This window comes from Halioglobus maricola (assembly GCF_009388985.1).
Classification (GTDB): Bacteria; Pseudomonadota; Gammaproteobacteria; order Pseudomonadales; family Halieaceae; genus Halioglobus; species Halioglobus maricola.
In genome coordinates this window covers 3168512-3187971 of the sequence record NZ_CP036422.1, presented here as the reverse complement: position 1 = coordinate 3187971, position 19460 = coordinate 3168512, and the positions used below count along the sequence as shown (strand labels likewise).

At 52.6% G+C, this 19460-nt stretch carries 13 protein-coding genes; 6 read left to right on the top strand and 7 right to left on the bottom strand.

The genetic code is table 11. The features are described 5' to 3' along the window. Positions 1-22: 22 nt before the first annotated feature. Genes EY643_RS14450 through EY643_RS14430 form a run of 5 tightly spaced genes read left to right on the top strand, consistent with a single transcriptional unit; the run spans position 23 to position 4937 of the window. A complete protein-coding gene (locus tag EY643_RS14450; RefSeq protein ID WP_153239897.1) occupies positions 23-1207 on the top strand; it encodes an acyl-CoA dehydrogenase family protein in 1185 nt (394 codons plus the stop codon). A gap of 15 nt (positions 1208-1222) precedes the next feature. Then, complete coding sequence (locus EY643_RS14445; protein ID WP_153239896.1) at positions 1223-2359, top strand: acyl-CoA dehydrogenase family protein; 1137 nt, start codon at positions 1223-1225, stop codon at positions 2357-2359. Between the two features lie 27 nt (positions 2360-2386). Further along, a complete protein-coding gene (locus tag EY643_RS14440) occupies positions 2387-3421 on the top strand; it encodes an LLM class F420-dependent oxidoreductase (protein WP_153239895.1) in 1035 nt (344 codons plus the stop codon). Continuing rightward, on the top strand, positions 3421-4230 hold the full coding sequence (locus EY643_RS14435) for an SDR family oxidoreductase (protein WP_153239894.1): 810 nt from the start codon (positions 3421-3423) through the stop codon (positions 4228-4230). The genes EY643_RS14440 and EY643_RS14435 overlap by 1 nt, the downstream gene beginning before the upstream one ends. Then, positions 4230-4937 carry a histidine phosphatase family protein gene (locus EY643_RS14430; RefSeq protein WP_153239893.1) on the top strand — a complete coding sequence of 236 codons (708 nt, stop codon included), beginning with the start codon at positions 4230-4232 and terminating at the stop codon, positions 4935-4937. Before EY643_RS14435 ends, EY643_RS14430 begins: the two co-directional genes overlap by 1 nt. Here EY643_RS14430 and EY643_RS14425 read toward each other — a convergent pair. Then, positions 4934-6277 carry an MATE family efflux transporter gene (locus tag EY643_RS14425; protein ID WP_153239892.1) on the bottom strand — a complete coding sequence of 448 codons (1344 nt, stop codon included), beginning with the start codon at positions 6275-6277 and terminating at the stop codon, positions 4934-4936. The two genes, EY643_RS14430 and EY643_RS14425, sit on opposite strands and share 4 nt — an antisense overlap. Continuing rightward, positions 6278-6862, bottom strand: a complete 585-nt coding sequence (locus tag EY643_RS14420; RefSeq protein WP_420841623.1) for a DNA-3-methyladenine glycosylase I — start codon at positions 6860-6862, stop codon at positions 6278-6280. A 119-nt stretch (positions 6863-6981) separates the two neighbouring features. Here EY643_RS14420 and EY643_RS14415 point away from each other — a divergent pair, with 119 nt between their 5' ends. Beyond that, positions 6982-7740 carry an enoyl-CoA hydratase/isomerase family protein gene (locus tag EY643_RS14415; protein WP_153239891.1) on the top strand — a complete coding sequence of 253 codons (759 nt, stop codon included), beginning with the start codon at positions 6982-6984 and terminating at the stop codon, positions 7738-7740. Here the strand turns inward: EY643_RS14415 and EY643_RS14410 are convergent. From EY643_RS14410 to EY643_RS14390, 5 genes are all read right to left on the bottom strand, one after another. Continuing rightward, entirely contained in the window at positions 7737-8642 is a 906-nt protein-coding gene (locus EY643_RS14410) for an FAD:protein FMN transferase (RefSeq protein ID WP_153239890.1), read from the bottom strand. The genes EY643_RS14415 and EY643_RS14410 overlap by 4 nt on opposite strands. A 74-nt stretch (positions 8643-8716) precedes the next feature. Further along, the gene (locus EY643_RS14405) at positions 8717-11743 is read right to left on the bottom strand and encodes a ligand-binding sensor domain-containing protein (protein ID WP_153239889.1); all 3027 of its coding nucleotides are present in this window, start codon (positions 11741-11743) and stop codon (positions 8717-8719) included. Between the two features lie 120 nt (positions 11744-11863). Then, positions 11864-16300: a two-component regulator propeller domain-containing protein gene (locus EY643_RS14400; RefSeq protein WP_153239888.1), complete on the bottom strand. Its 4437-nt coding sequence runs from the start codon at positions 16298-16300 to the stop codon at positions 11864-11866. Between the two features lie 221 nt (positions 16301-16521). Beyond that, positions 16522-17142 carry a hypothetical protein gene (locus EY643_RS14395; protein WP_205743077.1) on the bottom strand — a complete coding sequence of 207 codons (621 nt, stop codon included), beginning with the start codon at positions 17140-17142 and terminating at the stop codon, positions 16522-16524. A gap of 354 nt (positions 17143-17496) precedes the next feature. Next, on the bottom strand, positions 17497-19452 hold the full coding sequence (locus EY643_RS14390) for a S8 family peptidase (protein WP_170287405.1): 1956 nt from the start codon (positions 19450-19452) through the stop codon (positions 17497-17499). Positions 19453-19460 lie beyond the last annotated feature (8 nt).

Below are 19460 nucleotides of genomic sequence, written 5' to 3'. Positions count from 1 at the left end.
AAATAGCCCAGGAGGTAACACAGTGGATACATCTTTCAGCGCCGAAGAACTGGCGTTTCGCGACGAGGTACGCGCGTTTTTCGACAAGGCCTATGACGCCGAGCTTGAAGCCCGCCTGAACAACCCCGACCCGGAGGTTTTCCCCCTGGCAATTGTCGAGTGGCAGAAACGCCTGCATGCCCAGGGCTGGATAGCGCCCGGCTGGCCTGAGGCCGTTGGTGGCACGGGTTGGAACGCCACCCAGAGCTTTATTTACGAAACTGAACGGGCCGCCCGCGGTATCCGCGACGTCCTGCCGTTTGGGTTGAAGATGGTAGGGCCAGTCATTTATACCTTTGGCACGGATGAGCAGAAAGAGCGCTTCCTGCCCAAGATTCTCGCCAGCGACGAGTGGTGGTGCCAGGGTTATTCAGAACCCGGCTCGGGCTCTGATCTCGCCTCCCTGAAGACCCGCGCGGTTCGCGACGGCGACGATTACATTATTAACGGTGCCAAAATCTGGACAAGCTACGCGCAGTTTGCCGACTGGATTTTCTGCCTCGTACGCACCAGCAATGAAGGTAAGAAACAGGCGGGGATTTCCTTCCTGTTGATCGACATGAAGTCACCCGGCATCAAGGTGAATCCGATTGTGTCGATCGATGATCACCACAGCCTCAACGAGGTGGAGTTCAACGATGTGCGTGTGCCAGTGGCCAACCTTATCGGTGAAGAGAACAAGGGTTGGACTTACGCCAAAGCGCTGCTCGCCCACGAGCGTACCGCCATTGCGGATGTTGCTGACACCACACGTTGGGTCAGGATGGTTAAAGAGTACGCTGCTACCGAGGTCAATGGTGGCAAGCGACTGATTGATGATCCGCTGTTCCAGAAGCGTGTCTCCGATGTTGAGATTGAGCTGATGGCGCTGGAATTCACAGAGCTGCGCGTGTTGGCCTCAGTGGCCAAGGGTGGAGCGCCCGGCGCCGAATCTTCCCTGCTGAAAATCAAGGGCACCGAACTGCAGCAGGCCAGCCAGGAACTGCTGATGGACGTAGCGGCTCACTACCAGGGCGTGCGCCCAGGTGCACCTGGGCCGGAAGAGCTCGGTCATGAGTTTGGTACTCGAGCGTTCAAGAAGTACATGTATGGCCGCGCCGCTACCATCTACGGTGGTTCCAACGAAGTGCAGCGCAACATTATCGCCAAGGCCGTTCTCGGTCTGTAAGCAGGGAGTATCGCAATGAATTTTGATTTCAGTGAAGAGCAGGTGATGCTGCGTGACAGCGTGGCCCGCTATGTGCAGGACGACTACGATTTTGATACCCGCCGCGGAATCGCTGATTCCGACACGGGTATCGATCGAGCCAAGTGGCAGACCTTTGCCGAGCTGGGCTGGTTGTCTATTCCCTTCGAGGAAGAGTACGGCGGTTTCGGCGGCGGCGCCGTCGATGTGATGGTTGTCATGGAAGAGCTGGGCAAAGGCCTGGTGCTTGAGCCATTCCTTTCGACGGTCCTGCTGTACGGCGGCTTGTTGCAGAAAGGCGCGACCGACGAGGTAAAAGCAGAGAGGATTCCCGCGATTATCGATGGCTCCGAGCTGGGCGCTTTTGCCTATCTGGAACGCCAGGGTCGCTACGAGATGGCGGATATCAAGACTACCGCCGGCAAAGAAGGCGACGGCTATGTGCTTAGCGGCGAAAAAGTCGCTGTGGTAAATGGCGCCAACGCCGACTATCTGGTGGTTTCCGCTCGCACCAGCGGTGAGCAGAGCGACGAAGCAGGCATTAGCCTGTTTCTGGTGCCAGCGTCCGCTGAGGGCGTATCGCGGGTCAGTTACCGCATGATGGACGGCCAGGTTGTCGCCAATGTCGTGCTGGAGAATGTTTCCGTGCCCGCGGGCAATTTAATCGGCACCGAAGGGGAAGCCTGGGGCATCCTTGAGGAAGTTGTGCTCGAGGCCAACCTGGCGCTCTCTGCCGAAGCCATCGGCATTATGGAAACGCTTAATGCCAAGACTGTCGAATATGCGCGCACTCGCGAGCAGTTCGGTACAGCGATCGGCAGCTTCCAGGCACTGCAGCACCGCATGGTCGATACCTTTATGTCATTTGAGCAAGCCAAGTCGCTGCTGTATCGGGCGGTTTGTGCACTGACAGACGACGAGCGAGATACCACCCAGGCCATTCACGCCCTGCGAGTGATGATCAGCAAATCGGGCAAACATATTTTTGGTGAGGCGATTCAGATCCACGGCGGTATGGGTATTACCGACGAGCTGGATATTGGCCATTACGCCAAGCGTCTGATGATGATTAATGCCACGTTTGGTGACGGCGACTATCATCAGGCAAAATTCAACGCACTGCGCTATAAGTAATAGCTGTCCCATCAAAGGAGAACTCCAATGAAACTAGGCTTCCTGCTCGGCTATTCCGGCAAGCAAATACATATTCCCATGGATCTGATTAAACAGGCGGAATCCATGGGCTACGACTCGGTATGGACCGCCGAGGCCTATGGCAACGACTCCATCACTACCGCGTCCTGGATTCTGGCGCAGACATCAAAGATCAAGGTAGGTACCGCGATCATGCAGATGCCTGCTCGCACACCTGCCATGGCGGCCATGACAGCCATGTCCCTTGACCAGCTTTCCGATGGCCGTTTCATCATGGGCCTTGGTGCCTCTGGTCCGCAGGTGGTAGAAGGCTGGCATGGTGTGCCCTACGGCAAGCCTGTGACCCGCACCCGGGAATACATCCAGATTGTGCGCAAGATTTTTGAGCGGTCCGGCCCCGTGGAATTTGATGGCAAGATGTATCAAATGCCGAACAAGGGTGAGGGCACTACCGGTATGGGCAAGCCGTTGAAGTCCATTCTGGATGGCAGCCCGGATATCCCGATTTACACCGCGTCAATCACTCCCGCCGGCCTGCGCTGTGCAGGTGAAGTAGCCGATGGCGTATTTCCGGTGTGGATGGACCCGAACAAGTACGGGGTAATTGGTGATCATATCGGCACTGGTCTCGAGAAGAGCGGTCGCACCCTGAAAGACTTCGACATCGCGCCGTTTGTATCGGTAGCTATGAATGACGATCTGGACGCCGCATTCGATTCCCTGCGCCCCTGGCTGGCCCTGTATATCGGTGGCATGGGCGCACGCGACAAGAACTTCTACAACGACTATGCCACTCGCCTGGGCTATGGCGACGCGGCCAAGAAGATTCAGGACCTCTACCTGGACGGCAAGCAGGCCGAAGCTGCAGCAGCAGTGCCCAACGAACTGCTGGACGAGGTTTCTCTGGTCGGTTCCAAGGACCGTATTCGCGACCGTCTGCAGCCCTGGAAAGAAGCGGGCAAGCGCGGCGAAGTCGGCACTATGCTGCTTGGCGTCCATGACCCCGAAGTTCTGGAATTGCTGGCCCAGGAAATGCTCTGATGGAGTTGGCCGGCAAGGTCGTTATTGTCACCGGGGGCGCGAACGGTATCGGCCGCGCCCTGTGTGAGCGCTTTCATCGCGAAGGCGCACAAAAGGTAGTGGTAGCAGACCTTGAAGGCGATAACGCCCGCGCGTTTGCAGCGACGATCGATGCTGATGCCTATGAGGTGAATGTGCGGGACGAGGCGGCGATTGCCGCTATGGTGTCCGACGTGGAGCAGAAGTACGGACGCATTGACCTGTTTTGCAGCAACGCCGGCATCATCGCTCTCGATGGTGAGCCATGGTGGGCAACCTCAGCGCCCAATGAAACCTGGCAAGCCATGTGGGACATCCATGTGATGTCGCATGTCTATGCTGCACGGGCGTGTCTGCCTGGCATGCTCGAGAGGGGAGAAGGCTATTTTCTCAATACTGCTTCAGCGGCTGGCCTTTTGAGCCAGATCGGTGATGCAGCTTACTCCACGACCAAGCACGCGGCTATTGGCTTCGCTGAATCGCTGGCTATCACGCACGGCGACGACGGCATCAAGGTGTCGGTGTTATGCCCCCAGGCGGTGGCCACCCGAATGGTGGGTGTCGGTGACGACAGCGATGGCGACATGGTGGGTGGCACAGCCGGAGTGGATGGCGTGATCAGCCCCGAGGTTGTTGCCGCGTCTGTGATTCAGGGGCTGGCGGAGGACGAGTTTCTGATTCTGCCGCACCCGGAAGTGGCGCAGTACCGCGCCAACAAAGCAAAAGACTATGGCCGCTGGATCGGCGGAATGCGCAAGATGCGCCGCATGCTGAATCTGGGAACGAGCTGATGGCAACGATTTATCTGATTCGCCACGGACAGGCGTCCTTTGGCGCGGCCAATTATGATCAGCTGTCGGAGCTTGGTCAGCGTCAGGCGGATGCCACGGCAGAGTATCTGGTGAGCGTGGGAATTAAACTGGACGCCGCTTATAGTGGCGACCTTTCGCGCCAGCGGGAGACCTGTGCTCGCGCACTGGCAGGGCAGGCTGAGGGCGTGCCACATCATATCGACCCCCGTTTTAACGAGGTCGATAACGACGAACAAGTGCGTGAGTTGGCAGTGGTGTTAGCGAAAGAGAATGATGAACTCGCTCGCCTGATGTCCAGTGAAAAGCTTGTCAGCAAGGACTATCAGAAAATCATCCGTGCGGTCTTTAACTACTGGGTCAGCAACGACTGCGCTCACTATGGTATCCAGACCTGGGAGGATTACTCCAGCAAGGCGCACTCGGCCTTGCGCGAGGTTATGGCGAATGAAGGCTCTGGCAAGACGATAGGAATTTTTACCTCAGGCGGCACCATAGCGACGCTGGTAGCCCATGTCCTGGGCTTGCCCGGTGAAAAGGTGTACGAGTTTTACGAACCTATCTTCAATTGTTCAGTGACCCAATTATTCTACAGCGGCGACAACGTTTCCCTGTCCTACTTTAACGATCGCTCATTTCTGCAAATGTTAAGCCTTGAGAAGGGCGAGAACCTGGTCAGTTACCGCTAGCGCACTTTGACCTGCATCCACTTGCGTGACCGATAGCGCCACAACAAAAGGATGGCCTTGATCAGGTAGTCCAGGAACATCACCAGGAACATCCAGTAGATCGATAGCTCCATCATGAGAATAAGGCTGGCGGGCAGTAAACGCCCCATCATGATGCCGCTCACCGTTGCCAGCAGTGGGAAGCGCGTATCGCCAGCACCGCGCAGAGCGCCGCCAATCGCCGCATCGACAGCCATCAGCGGCTGACATAGCGCAATCACGTAGATAAACGCGGTGGTGAACTCGGCAGCCTCCGTGTCTTCAATCATGAAAGTCGCGAGCTCACCGGCATAGAAAGCCATCACGATGGAGAGCGATACCATCGCGATTAACGCCATTCGCAGGCCGCGCCATCCCGCCTTCATTGCCAGTTCGGGCTTGCCGGCACCGAGTTGTTGTCCTACGAGGGTTGCCGCCGCGATGCCAAAGCCAAAACCGATCACGATGGAAAACGATACCAGGCTGATGCCTATGCCATAGGCGGCGTAGGCCTTGGTACCGTAGGTGGCGACCAGACCGAAGAACACGAGAAACGCTGTCTGGACGAAGCCCTGCTCTACGACAGAAGGAATGCCGATGCTCACGAGCTGGCGGGCTGTGAGCACATTAATGCGCAGCCGCTTGACTGGCTTGATGTTAAACGCGCCACGCCACCAGATGGCGATAAAGACTGTGGTAATAATTGCGGCGGCTGCACTCCCTCCCAGGCCGATACCCTGAACCCCGAAGGCGGGTAAGCCGCCGACCCCGGTGGCCAGTACCCAGGCTGCGATTATATTCAGCACCGAGCTACAAAAAAGAAACAACAGTGGGGTAATCACATCGCCTGTTGAGCGCAGGGCCGTGGAAAGAATCGTGTTCAAGGCAGAGAACACATTGAATAGCCCCAGCCAGAATATGAAGCTGGCTGCCGAGGCAGTGGTCTCGGCATCCAGGCCAAACCAGCCCACGATGACTTCCGGTACCAGGAGCGCTGGCAGGCCCAGTACAAAGCCGAAGAACACGGCCATGGCCATAGATGTCCAGGTGGCCATCGCCGCTTCTGACGGCTGTTGGGCCCCCCAGTTGCGGGCTACCACCGCTGCCGTGGCCACAGACAGGCCCATGAGTACCGCCTGGATCAGGAAGAAGACCCGGTGGCCGGTCGTTACGGCCGCTACGGCGCTGGCGCCAAGTGGCGATGCGATCTTGATATGCAGAAAACCTACCGTGGTGAACAGCAGGTTGGAGATGATAGTGGGCCAGGCAAGCTGCCAGACGCGGCGGCTGGTGGAGCCAGAGTCTTGCGAATCAGCAGGCATTCAGCGGGCCTTCTTGCCCAGCGCAGCGCATTCCTTGTGGCGATAGCAATCTGTGGTGTGGTCATTCACCATGCCGGTGGCCTGCATGTGAGCGTACATAATGGTTGAGCCTACGAAAGTGAAGCCGCGCTTTTTCATGTCTTTGCTGATGGCATCTGAGATAGGCGTAGTCGCTGGAACCTGTTTCATACTCTTCCAGCGGTTCTGAATGGGCGTCCCGTCGACGAAATCCCACATATAGTTGGCGAAGCTGCCGAACTCGGCCTGGGTCTCTAGAAAAGCGCGCGCATTCTTGCGTGCACCGTATACCTTCAGCTTGTTGCGGATGATCGCCGGGTCCAGCAGGATTTTGTCGAGTTTACTGTCGCGATAGCGAGCGATTTTTTTGGCGTCGAAGTTATCGAACAGCGTGCGGTAGCCCTCGCGCTTGCGCAGGATGGTGATCCAGGAAAGCCCCGCCTGGGCGCCTTCCAGAATGAGAAACTCAAACAAGGTCTCATCGTCCCACACTGGCACTCCCCACTCCTCGTCGTGGTACTTGACGTATAAAGGGTCATCTCCGCACCATGTGCAGCGCTTGGTCATGGTCATCTCTCCGTGTGGGGTAGCAGTATGGTCCCGCTCCACGGTGCTGTCTAGCGAGTACTGGTGTAGCGAACCGGGCTGTGCCAAACTTTGCGTCCCCTCACGCTGTTGAAACCGCAATGACTGACACTATTCTCTATCGCCGCAGCGGCCATGTTGCTGAACTTACCCTGAATAAACCCGAAAAGCACAACTCCCTTGGTCAGGAAGAACTGGAAGCGATTCAGGGCTACCTCCGTGAAGTAGAAGCCGACCGCGATGTGCGGGTACTGGTCGTGACCGGGGCAGGGGAGAAGACCTTCTGTGCGGGTGCGGCGCTGAACGAACTGGGTGCCGGCAAAATCAGTGGCGACCACTTCCAGGCCACTACAGATATGCTGGCGCACCTGCCTATACCCACGATTGCGTCCCTCAATGGCAATGTATTCGGCGGTGGGGTGGAGCTGGCCCTGAGCTGCGACTTCCGTATCGGTATAGAGGGAAGCCGAATGCGGGTTCCCGCTGCCGCCATCGGCCTGTGTTACCCGATCAGCGGCATTAACCGATTTGTGGAGCGTCTGGGAGTCAACTTGGCCAAGCGTATCCTGGTGGCGTCTGAGCAGTTCTCGGCGCAGGCCATGCTCGAGATTGGCTTTGTCGATCATTTAGTTGCGCCTTCAGAACGGGTTGAGAAGACCCAGGAACTCGCTCAGCACATTGCCGGTCTTGCGCCACTGGCGGTACGTGCTATGAAAGAAATTCTGCAGCAAGCTGCCGGCGCAGGCATCGATCCTGAGGCCGCCAGCGTGCTCTCACACAGGTGCCTGGAATCTGATGACCTGCAGGAAGGATTTGCAGCGCAACGCGAGAAGCGCGCGCCAGATTTCACAGGAAGCTAGTAGCCGTCGCCCGGCGCGAGCGGCCCATGGCAGTTTAGATCCCTGTCGATAGCGAGCCACTTCATCCCGATAGCATCCAGCCACTGCATCGCGGCTTTTTCAGTTTTGAGCCTTGCGATGCTGGCTGCACCACAGGCGGCGAGACAATTCTCGGCGACGACCATCACACTGAGAAGCCCCGGCACAGGGTGGCCGTCTACCGGGCTCAGGCCCCGGCCGAAATTTTCGCCCTTGAACGCAATGCGTTTTTCGAAGTCACCACGCCGGGTAAAACCGGCATTGTTAACCTTGATCCGGGCAATCGCAGTGCGTGCGCCCTGCGGATGGCGTACACCCACCAGCCAGTTCGCACCGTCTGCGGCTTTGCCGATCGTCGCGACATCCTGATCAAGCTCGATCAGGGCGCTGGTGACGCCTTTTTTGGTCAGGAGTTTGCGCACCGCGTCGACGGCATAGGCACACACGATGCTGTTGAGATCTATCAGCATGCCCGTGTGCGCGAGCCTCGCACCTTGGTCTGTGACCTCAAGCTTGGACCAACCAATGATTAATAGCAGCTGCTGCAACTGAGATTCAGTGGCGATGAGTTCACCACCTTCCGAGTAGCAATTCTGCAGCAAGCGGGTAGTAGGGTCGAAAACATGATTGCTTTGCCCCCAAAGGCGTGAGGCGAAGTCGAACAAACCGCGCGCCTCAGCATCCAGTTCAACAAAGGCACCTGTCCCCGCCGCCTGGTTAATCTGACTAACGAGCGAACTCTGCTGATAAGAGCAGAACTTACTCTCAATCCGCCTCAGTTCCGATTCAGCAGCTGCCACGAGTTCGTCTTCATTATCTCCAGAGCCAGTGATGACAAGGGAACATGAGCGACCGAAGGTTTGGAGTCTGGATTTGGTGGTCATTTGCGATCCAGTATCGTAGTTGTTGACGTTAGTGTGACAGTTTATTCATAAACCTACTATACAAAGTAGTCATTCTAGATTTGTGGAGGGATTCCAAATGTCATATTTGTCTCCATGTTCAGTGAATTTTCTTTGGAAATGATTTCGAGGCGGCCGCCTGTGATTTCGGAAATAGAGTTTAGTACCAGTGCTGGATCGTCCTGGATCAGCTCGTTCGCCGGTTTTGGACTTAGTGAGGTATTGATTCTGATGACGACCTCTCTTCTCTTTCGGGGTTCAAAAGTCAGTTCAATTTCAAAGTACCTTACTGTCTTTTTCTCGTTCTTGATCTCGGACAGGTTGATACGCACCATCTCGAAAATCGAGATGGCGATGTGAAGCGATCTTTCTAGTGAAATAGATTGCTCTGGCACCCGATTAATGGAAATCAAGAGTGATGGTTCAATACTCTGAGCACTGATATTTTGTGCGATCACTAGTTCCGTGAAGCTACAGAGTTCTATCCCTTGGTTTAGTGGTTGTCTGGCACAGTAGCGGTCTAGAAGCTCGAACGCACTAAGCAATTCATGGATGTCATCTCGTTGTTTACCTTTTTGATTAGAAAATACGTGCTGGAGTAACCGTAGTCTCTCGGCGTAAAAAACCCTAACTGTTTTCAAGTCGTCCTGATGCGAGTCAAATAGCTCATTGAGCTCAGTCTCTATAGTGTCAGCCGTGGCGGCCATTTCTCTCCCATAAGACAAGGCCTTCTCACGAACAATGATGGCATCATAGAATTTCTTGAGCGCAAAAATTGAGAGTAGAAATGCGAATAGATATAGTCCGTGCGCCCATGGAGTTAACCAAGGAGATTGGTTAACTATTAGATCAACTTTCGTTGGATTATTTGTCCAGGCGCCTGAAAGGTTGGTCGACTGTACCTCAAATCTATAAAGCCCTGCAGGTAAGTTCGTGTAGGTTGCTGAGTGCTCGAATCCAGAGTAGATCCACTCGTCTTTGAACCCTATTAGTCGATATCGATACTTGTATGAATCATGTGCGATGTAGTCCAAGACCGAAAACTGAAACATGATGAACTCGTCAGTGTAATCTAGATAAGCTCTTCCATTGCTGTTTTCAAAGTTTGTTTGAATATTATCAGAAAGAGTTCGAATGTTTGTGATCCGGAGGACAGGCGGAACCATATCCGTAGATACCTTGTTAGGCGTAATTTTGTTGTATCCATTAACTCCGCCAAACAGCAAATTTCCTTCTCGGTCGACTAATGAAGCCCCGAAATTGAAGTCGTTGCCCTGTAGGCCGTCTCTAACGAGTAGGTGTCGCAGTGGCTTTTTGTTCGCGCTGAAAACACGAATTCCTTCCTCTGTGGCAGTCCAAATTTGGCCTGTAGAGTCGATCTCGATACTATAAATTGTATTGCTCATTGAGAGCTTTGAAACTGCAATAGCTTTTACCGGTCCTGTGAGATGCTGGAACTCGCCATTTAGTTCAAATAGTCCGTGGTCTTTGGTTCCTAGAAAAATGGCTCCGTTAGGATGTTCAGCGAATGATAGGATTCGTGGTGTCTCTTCCAATGAATCGAACTCTAGGTCGACTCTTTGGAACTCGTCCGTACTAGCATTGTGTCGGTACAAATTTTTTTCAGTCACGGTGTAAATCGAGCCACTGCTGGTTTGAGCTATTACAGTAACTGATGGCTCGCCAAGAGACCTGAAGCGCTTCAATACCTGACCTGAAAGTCGGTAGAGTCCTAAGTTGTATGTGGCAATCCATACAGTATTCGATTCAGTAGGAAGTATTGCTGTGACCGCGAAATTCTCTGTACCCTCCGGTAAAGGCCGGGTGACTTTCCCCGTGCTAAGGTCAACCAGATCAACGCCGTGTTCTTGATAGCCTATCCAAAGTTTATCCTTGTCGCTGGCCAGAGACATTACCCGGTGATCTGTAAGTTTCGACTGGTATATCCTTCCAAAAGGGTAGTGTTGTTCTCCCTTGAAGTTGGCCCGATAAAGTCCATTGTAGGTTCCAATCCAAAGGTAGTCTTCGGCATCCTGTGTAAAGGATAAGACCTCGTCGTGTATTTCTGCGTTAGACTTGTTGTAGAGTTCGACTTCCCTTTCTGTTGCAGCAAATAACCCCTGGAATGTACCTATCCAGATGTCTTCGCCGACGAAGAGCAAGCTCATTATGGCGTCATTCCCCAGTGCGGAGTCTTTTGATCTAATAACAGAAAAAAGAGAGAAGTTTGATGAATATATGTAGATTCCTCTATTGGTGGCTATATAGAACCTTTCTTTGTTAGTAGCTAGTTTAGATATATGCAGACCCTGTTCGACATCGAGAATTTTGGACGATGGAGATGTCGCGGAATTGCTAGGGATTTGATAGATCTGGCCAGATTGTGTGGCAGCAATAATAGAGTTTTCCGGTCCCTCACCTAGAGCTACAATGTGTTCGTCCCTGATTAGAGATGTATCGATGCGAAAAGAATTGGTTTTGCGAGAATATTTTGCAAGACCAAAGGAGCCTCCAAGATACGTATCACCATTTCTAGTGTGGGTGATGTACAGCAACTCCGCGGATTCCTTTGGCTCAGTCATTCCAAGTTCGATTTTCGATATTCGTTGGTTAGCTTGCAGGCGGAATACATCACTTCTTGTAGTTATCCAGATGGTGCCATTTGGACCTTTGGAAATTCCAGTTACAGAATTGAGGCTGATGTCTTGATCTTCGAACGCCAAAGTAGCTTGGCTCGATTTTTGCGATATAGAGACAATTCCGATCCCATACGCAGCTACAAGAATCTGGCCATTCTGCGACTCAACTATGCCTCGAATATCCGAGAAGTGAATCGGGCCACTCTTAGATATCCCTTCACGATATGACGAAAGAGTGGTTCCGTTGAACCTATACAGACCTTCTTGTGTGCCGATCCAAAGGTTCTCGAGAGAATCCTGCATTAGTGATGTGATAGTTGGTTGGGCAATTTGCTTGACGAATTGTGGTGTGACGATCTGATAGCCCGTGCTTGCAAAAACGGGAGTAGCGAAGAGGCACAATGCCACGATCAAGACAATCGGGTTTTGTTTCTGGCGAGGCATTGAAGGGACGTCACCCTATGACTATTCGACTATAGGTGAACAGTTTAGTACAGATTCTGTGCCCTTGGATCGCGTCTTGAGTGGCGATTCAATACAGGTGAAAAAAGCTCGACTGTATTTCTAGGCGATATACTGTTTCTGGAATTCAGCTTGAAATTCTCGATCGGCAGTGCGCAGAATTTCTAAATTTGACACCATAGATAAGCTACTTTTAATCTTTGCTGCATCTTCAATGGCGGAGCTAATGCTTCGAACTTTAGTAGCACCAACGTTGGCACTTAGTGACTTTATCGCATGGGCGGCGCGAGCGGTTTCTTCATAGTTATCGGCGCCGATATGGTCTTCTATCTCGCCGATTTTTTGCGAGAACTGACTCTTGTATCCATCGAAAACTCTCGAGAGCAGCGGTTTGCCCGTCGATCTTTCGACTTCGAGAATGTTAGAAATTGCCTTAGTGTCGAGAATTTCATGGAGCCTTTGGGGGGGTGGCGATACGGAGCCCTTGAGTTCGAAATTGATTTCAGTATCTGGCGTACTTTGCCTAGTGAGATCTATTGCTTGCTTGATGTCATCTATGGAGAACGGTTTTGAGATAAAATGATCCATTCCGGCTTTTACGCATTTCTCTCTGTCGGTGGGGTTTATTCCTGCGGTAAGAGCGACTATTTTCGACGAACTTAGATTGCTCTCCCGTTCAAATTTTCTGATATTTTCAGTGGCTCGGAATCCATCCATGATTGGCATTTGGCAATCCATAAGAATTAAGTCAAATGGCGTGCTCTGATACTTGCGAAGTGCGTCCGCGCCGTTTTCTGCAATCGTAACTTCCTGCTCGAGCATGCTAAGCATTTCAACTACGATTTCTTGATTGGTCGTCACATCCTCAGCAACCAATATGGACAATTTTCGACCGACTCCTTCTTGAGGTTGGTGCGGTTCTGCTTCATTTAGACCTATGTTTGATCGAACTGAGTCGTAGATATCAGCTGCGTTTTCAAGCGTAAATGGTTTAGACATGACTGACCAGGAGCTCGCAGCAGATGGCGGCGGAGTCTCGTTCACGCGCAGCATTAAATATCCATGCGTGCCTTCGTCTTCTTGAATGTGTTCAGCGAGCTTCGGAAAGTCTTTGATATCATTGAAATCAGCAATATATATTCCTTGCTGCTCTATTGTCTTTAAGTCATCGTGCCATTCGCAATCGACATTCATGTATGTCAAATGACTTTCAACCATTTTGAAGAAAGCCGGCGACGATGTCGCAATGTACACAGGCTTGGATTCTCTAGTCATAGGCAGTTCATTTTCGGGCATTGAATATAGTGGAATCGCAATAGAAATTTCGGTTCCGACACCGCTCTCTGATCGGATGTCTATTTCGCCGCCCATAATTTCCACGAAATGCTTCGAAATAGATAACCCAAGTCCCGTTCCTCCGTACTGCCGCGTAGTGCTAGCATCGGCTTGGGTGAAAGCGTCAAAGATCTTTGACTGTGTCTGTTCATCCATGCCGATTCCGTCATCGCGCACTGAAATCAGTACTAGATCGGGTTCATCCATATTTCCATGAGCTTTGGTCGAAGCCAAGACATCAACGCAACCGTGATGAGTGAATTTTATTGCATTGCTTACGAGGTTCATTACAACCTGGCGAATTTTGGTAGGGTCTCCTCTGTAACCACTAGAGACAGAGCTGCCTATAATTATATTAATGTCTAGATCTTTGCGAGCAGCTGGTTCTGCCTGTAGATAGCACACTTCGTCAAGTAATGCGGTTAGGCTGAATTCTATATTTTCTAACTCAACTTTTGACGCTTCTAGCTTAGAGTAGTCGAGTATTTCGTTTATTAGGTCTAAAAGCGCATTACCACTCTTATGCGCTGCTGTGGCGAACTGGCGCTGTTGCTCATCTAGCTCGGTGTGCAGCAGTAACTCGGTCATGCCGATCATCCCATGCATTGGGGTTCTGATCTCATGGCTCATCGTTGCCAGAAACTGTGATTTCGCGGTGTTTGCAGATTCCGCAATAACGCGCGCTTCTTGAAGGTCTTGCGTTCTCTCCTCCACCATTCGCGTGAGTTCATGTTGTCTTTCGATGGCGAGAGCTGTTTGTCGTCGCTGGCCGCGTATGTACATCGCGATCATGAATGAAAATAGAGCGGTGTAAGAAAGATACGCTAACGGGCTCTGCCACGGTGGTGGTGAGACGACGATTGGAAGGCTGAGAGCATCCCAGTTCCAATCGCCAGCAGTACTAGCCGCGGCAAGTTTTAGCGTATATGAGCCTGGTGGTAAGGTTGTGACAGATACGATTCGTGAGTCTGGAGAAATATTCCAAGTCGAATTTAGTCCCTCAATCTTGTATGCATATTGAACAAGCTCAGGGGCAGAAAACTCTGCTGCGTAGAACTCTATCGATAGCATTTTGTCTTCGTAGCTCAGCTCGAGCTTATTGAGCTCATGGTAAGGTACATCGAAGGTTCGGAGTTCATTCATTACCTTGATAGAGTAGATGGATACTTCCGGCAGACTTTCACGAGGTTGAATTAGGGCTGGATCTACAACATTGAACCCTGAGACTCCTCCAAAGAGAATCTTACCGTCAGAGTCCTGGAAAGATGCTCCCATGTTGAATTCTAGAGCTTGCAGTCCATCCTCTATTCCAAAATTTGTGGAAGATGCAAGTGATGGGTCGAGTCTAGTGAGCCCCCTGTTGTGTGATAGCCACAAACTATTCGATGAGTCGATTTGAATGCCATAGATGCTCGAGCTTGGCAGCGTAATGTTCGGTAGGCCATTGTCAAAAACTGGTCGAAGTTCTGTTCGATAGTCACTTCTCCAGCGAGAAATACCACCACCTGCAGTGCCTAGCCACAGCGTGCCCTCATTGTCTTCTTGAAAGGACCACACCATGTCGCTTTCGATGCTTTTTGGAATCTGGTTATCAGCGTAGATACGGGAAAATGTGCCGTCTTCTAACGAGAATCTGTTCAGTCCATTTTGCGTTCCAATCCAGATATAACCCAGACTGTCTTCGATCATTGCTAGCACGCGATCGTCGCTAATGCTTTGAATGTCATATTCGTCATGTTGGAAATGAGTAAATGAGCCGCTTTCATCGTGGTAGACGTTTAATCCTCCACCGTATGTGCCAACTAGTAGTTCGCCGCTCGATAGTCGCAAGAGTGATGTCACTCCATTGCTACTGATGGTGCCCTCTGATAGTGGCGAATGGCGATAGATGTCGATGTCATTTGTTTCAAGGTTGAGCCGGTTTAGTCCTCCATCATAGGTTCCCACCCAGAGATGCTGCTCTTCTCCGAGAAGGCTCATTACAGTGTCAGATGAGATACCTGGCTCGGTGAATGGATTTATCCATTCAAATCTCTCGGAGTCACTGCGTAACCTGTTAAGCCCGCGATCTGTGCCGACCCAAAGACTGCCATCTGAGGTTCTGGCGAACGCGTTCACTGAGTTGCTCGACAGCCCGCCCCGGATTTCGTCGTAAGCTTCAAATCTATTTTCACTACCGCTAGCTAGTCCGTGAAGGGTGCCAACCCAGTATTGCCCGTCTCTCGATTGATAAATGGAATACACGGCAATTTCAGGGAGCCCCGAGTTCTGTTCTGAGTAGCGTATGAAATTGTCGTTTTCGGGGTTGTAGAGATTTAGCCCAGTCTGCGTTGCAAACCAGGTGTTCTGTTGTGAGTCGATAAAGATCTCAGTGACATTGTTGCTGGAAATTGAATCGAGGTCGTCTTCTTCGTGTCCGTAGTGAGTTACTTTTTTTGTGGTAGGGCTATACTTATAGACTCCGTGATTCTCTGTCCCTATCCAAATGACGTCTTTGGAGTAGGCTTCGATGTATGTCACCCTGGGTTTCTCTGACGGCATCTCTGAAGTAGTCTGGAGCTCATGGGCCTCTATCGATAGTCCATTCTCCTTGATACTGACCAGGTCGGCGCGTTGAGTTGCTGCCCAGATCACATCGTCATCTTTGGCTTGATCGAATGCGTATACGATACCGAAGTTGGGTATTTTCCGGTTGTCTGGGATGAGGTGCGAGAATGTTCGCTTACTTGGATCGAGGACACTAATTCTATCAATATATCCGACCCAAATTTTGCCGCTATTGTCCGCGAATATTGACTGTATATCGTCCGATAATAGAGAGTTCTTATCCGCCGGATTGTAGCGAAAAGCTGAAAATCCATTGGTGACCCGGTTGTAAAGATTTAGCCCTCCCCCATGCGTAGCTACCCATAGGTTGCCATCATTATCCTCATCGATGCCTGAGACGGTGTCTGACGTTAGGGAATCATGGATGCTTGCAGACGAAGTGAAACTTTCGAGATGTCTGCCGGTGTATTTGGTAAGTCCCTCTTGAGTTACGAGCCATAGAGCGCCTTGTGAGTCCTGATGAATCTGTCGTACGGTTTGCTGAGTAAGCTGATCTGAAATCGCGGATTTACTGAATCTAATATAGCGATGTTGATCGAACGCGAGTGAGGAGCTAGCGACCCATGACAGAACAATGATTAGAAATACGCGCTGCATGCCTAGCTTCTTTTTATTCGGAGTAAGAATTCTATGTCATTGTTGACACAGATTTCAAAAGGGAAGTGAAGATTTGGAGTAAAGTCGGCGCGGAGCTAGGGGTAGGCGGCCCTAGAGTCTCCGCGCCAAAAGCCTAGCCGGACTTTTTCAGATGTCGCGGCTAAATGTAGCGATGAAAATATGTGTAAAGACAGCGAAAGGCGCTGACTAGAGGCTGAATGCTATTTGAGACCCCACTTGAATGCATTCTGCTCGGAATAAGACTTGAGGCCCCATTTAAATGCATTTTGCTCGGAAAATGACTTCAAACCCCATTTGAACGCTGTTTGCTCGCCGAAAGACTTGAGACCCCATTTGAATGCACTCTGATCGTGAGAAGACTTAAGCCCCCACTTGAATGCACTTTGCTCTCCGAAGGACTTGAGGCCCCATTTGAAAGCACTCTGCTCGCCTGAGGATTTGAGCCCCCATTTGAAGGCAGACTGCTCAGAGAAGCTCTTAGAGCCCCACTGGTAGGCGGCCGACGTCATCACTGTCTGTTCTGAGCTCAGGTTTTTGGAGCCTTTATCAGCCCACTTATAGCCGCTTCGACTATGATCTGCATTGCCCCACTTGAAGGCTTGAGTGCTAGCTTCAGTTCTTTTGCCCCACTTGTACCCAGTGGTTTCCGAGCGAGTGTAGGAGGTTGACTCCGCCAAAGAATACGTAACCCGCTTCACAAGGCTATGGCCGCCGGCACCTGTGGTTATGTTCGGCTGTGAAACTTCTGCAACAGTTGCCGCGGACGTCGCCATCATCACGACTGCAATGCTGCCGAGACCCAAGTTTTTGATGTTCTTCATAGCGTTCATGTTTGCCTACCTTTTTTACAGACTGGGAATGCATGCGCGCGGGGAAAATGTGACGCGCATCTGGTTATTCGGGTTGATTAGGGTCGTCTTTGCGACCTGGGTCACACTCTTCTCTAGCGGTGCTTGACTTCGTTATACGAGTAACAACTAACCAAAATAAACCACACCATATAACCATTTTGGGTTATTCGGGCTGGTGGTTAGGACTGGAAAGTATGTTTCGGGCTTGCGGGGGTGGCTCTAAGCTGTTGAAAAATAAAAGCTATTGGCCGAAATGGAGGGGGCTGGTTAAAGATTGACCCGTGAGGGGTAATGTACGCGAGTCGGTCATGTAAGCAATTACAGCTAGTTACCTATCTCCTCCATGCGTTTTTTCTCGATTTGGTACAGCTGCTCCCAATTGAAGGGTGAATCTGGGCTGTCACTGGCGCCGGGAGGGAGTCTTTCGATATGGGCTTTAACACCCCAGGTCCGGATATCGCTCGCGCCTTTGGCGGGCGGTGCGGGGGAGAGCATTTGCTCGAGGCCGGGCAGGGTGATCTCGCCATCTTCTGACATTACGGCGGGGCCTTCAAAGTGGTCTTTTCCGGAAATGTCGTGCTCCAGGTTAAGGCCCTCGTTGGCGCAATCTCTGGCGCCCAGGGTGAGTGCCCGGGTCACGCTCACGTAGCCCTGGCCTTGCTCGAAGGGGCTGTAGGCCAATAGCCCATCGCGGTTGATCGCGGGATCAGCGGAGCTCGTCAGCATGCATTTGACATTGTCTGGCGTCAGCTGAGGTTCCAGCTGCAGCAGCAGTGCCACCAATCCCGATACCAGTGCGGCAGCCTGGGACGATCCAGTCATCACGAACTCGCCGGTATCGAGCAGATATTCGGGGTGATCGGTGGTGAGGCTGGAGCCCGGGCGAGTTAGTCCGGTCATGTGGCCGCCGGGGGCAACGATATCGGGTTTGATGTGCGCCGACGGTGTGGGTCCTCGTGAGGAAAAGTCGGGTACGTAGTCGTCGGACCGGTCCAGTGGTGTCCATGAGTCGGTGACGGCGCCCACGGTGATGATGTAGGGGAGGTTGCCGGGAGAACCGACAGACATCGGCTCGGGGCCTTCGTTACCGGCGGCTGCGACTACGACAATACCTGCCTGCCACGCGCGCATAACAGCCTGGTTTACCGGGTCCAGGAAGTAGGGCCAGCGCGGGCGGGAAGCGAAAGACAGGTTCAGCACGCGGATATTGTGTTTCGCCTGGTTGTCGATGGCCCACTGGACGCCGCGTACGATGTCGAGCATGCCGCCCTGGCCTTCTACATTGAACGCCTTGATGACGGCGAGCTTCACATCCGGGGCAATGCCCTTGTAGGTGCCGGTGGCTTTGCCATCTCTTAGCGTAGGGCCACTGTGGGCGAGCACGCTGGTCAAGTGCGATCCGTGTCCGCTTTCGTCGAAGGCCTCGTTGACTTCGTGGCCGCTGATGGCGTCGTAGCGCGCTACCACGCGTGGAGCGCCTGATGTGTCTAGTGCGAGGCTGTCATGTTCCCAGAGTCCTGAATCGAGCATGGCCACAGTTACGCCCTGGCCGCGGATATGGTGTCTATGCAGGTTGTCGGCCCCAGTGACAGTGGCGTAGTAAAAATCGTTGTGATTGTCGGGATAGGCGGGTGGGCTGGATAGTGTGCAGTCGGGGCCAAAGGTGATTTCGCTGCTGAAGAGGTTCTGGCGTTCAGGGCCGGGCCTCTTGCTGGAATTGGCAAAGCGTACTTTCAGGTGGCCGCTTCCTCGCAGTGCTGGCGCTTTGTCGCCTGTAAAGTTCAGTGTGAGCCCGCCCGGTGCTGAGGGAAGTTGGCTCCCTGTCCATTGGGTGTCACCCAGTGACAGCATGGTGGCAGCGCCCCACTCATGCGGCCAGTCCAGGGTAAGCTGGCTGGCCCTGACGGCTTTGTCGGTCTTATTGAGGAGCTGCCACTCCAGGCCGAGTTCATCGAACTGCAACTGCAGATAGCCGCCTACATCACAGCTGGTCCGTTCAGGGCGGTTATCGTCCGGAGGATCAAACGCGAGATCGTCGATGTGGCGTAGTACTTCATCTGACGTGAGAATGGCATCAAGTTGGGCGCGGCTCAGCTGGGCGCCAACGGCATCGATAACCGGTAGTTTGTGCGTGAGTTCGCCACCTTGAGCTTGCACGAGGTCGGCCATGGCTGATGCAGACTCGCCCTGCAGCATGACATGGAGGTGCTCTTCGCTCGCGCTGGTGCAGAGGCTGGTAGCCGCGATGGCGGCTGTCAGTATCGCCCTTGTGTGGGCCATCAATCTCA

What these genes read in the sequence shown, in the direction of transcription:
- EY643_RS14445 (WP_153239896.1), top strand. Translation starts at nt 1,223, where the DNA reads ATGAATTTTGATTTCAGTGAAGAGCAGGTGATGCTGCGTGACAGCGTG.
- EY643_RS14440 (WP_153239895.1), top strand. Translation starts at nt 2,387, where the DNA reads ATGAAACTAGGCTTCCTGCTCGGCTATTCCGGCAAGCAAATACATATT.
- EY643_RS14435 (WP_153239894.1), top strand. Translation starts at nt 3,421, where the DNA reads ATGGAGTTGGCCGGCAAGGTCGTTATTGTCACCGGGGGCGCGAACGGT.
- EY643_RS14430 (WP_153239893.1), top strand. Translation starts at nt 4,230, where the DNA reads ATGGCAACGATTTATCTGATTCGCCACGGACAGGCGTCCTTTGGCGCG.
- EY643_RS14425 (WP_153239892.1), bottom strand. Translation starts at nt 6,277, where the DNA reads ATGCCTGCTGATTCGCAAGACTCTGGCTCCACCAGCCGCCGCGTCTGG.
- EY643_RS14420 (WP_420841623.1), bottom strand. Translation starts at nt 6,862, where the DNA reads ATGACCAAGCGCTGCACATGGTGCGGAGATGACCCTTTATACGTCAAG.
- EY643_RS14415 (WP_153239891.1), top strand. Translation starts at nt 6,982, where the DNA reads ATGACTGACACTATTCTCTATCGCCGCAGCGGCCATGTTGCTGAACTT.
- EY643_RS14410 (WP_153239890.1), bottom strand. Translation starts at nt 8,642, where the DNA reads ATGACCACCAAATCCAGACTCCAAACCTTCGGTCGCTCATGTTCCCTT.
- EY643_RS14405 (WP_153239889.1), bottom strand. Translation starts at nt 11,743, where the DNA reads ATGCCTCGCCAGAAACAAAACCCGATTGTCTTGATCGTGGCATTGTGC.
- EY643_RS14400 (WP_153239888.1), bottom strand. Translation starts at nt 16,300, where the DNA reads ATGCAGCGCGTATTTCTAATCATTGTTCTGTCATGGGTCGCTAGCTCC.
- EY643_RS14395 (WP_205743077.1), bottom strand. Translation starts at nt 17,142, where the DNA reads ATGAAGAACATCAAAAACTTGGGTCTCGGCAGCATTGCAGTCGTGATG.
- EY643_RS14390 (WP_170287405.1), bottom strand. Translation starts at nt 19,452, where the DNA reads ATGGCCCACACAAGGGCGATACTGACAGCCGCCATCGCGGCTACCAGC.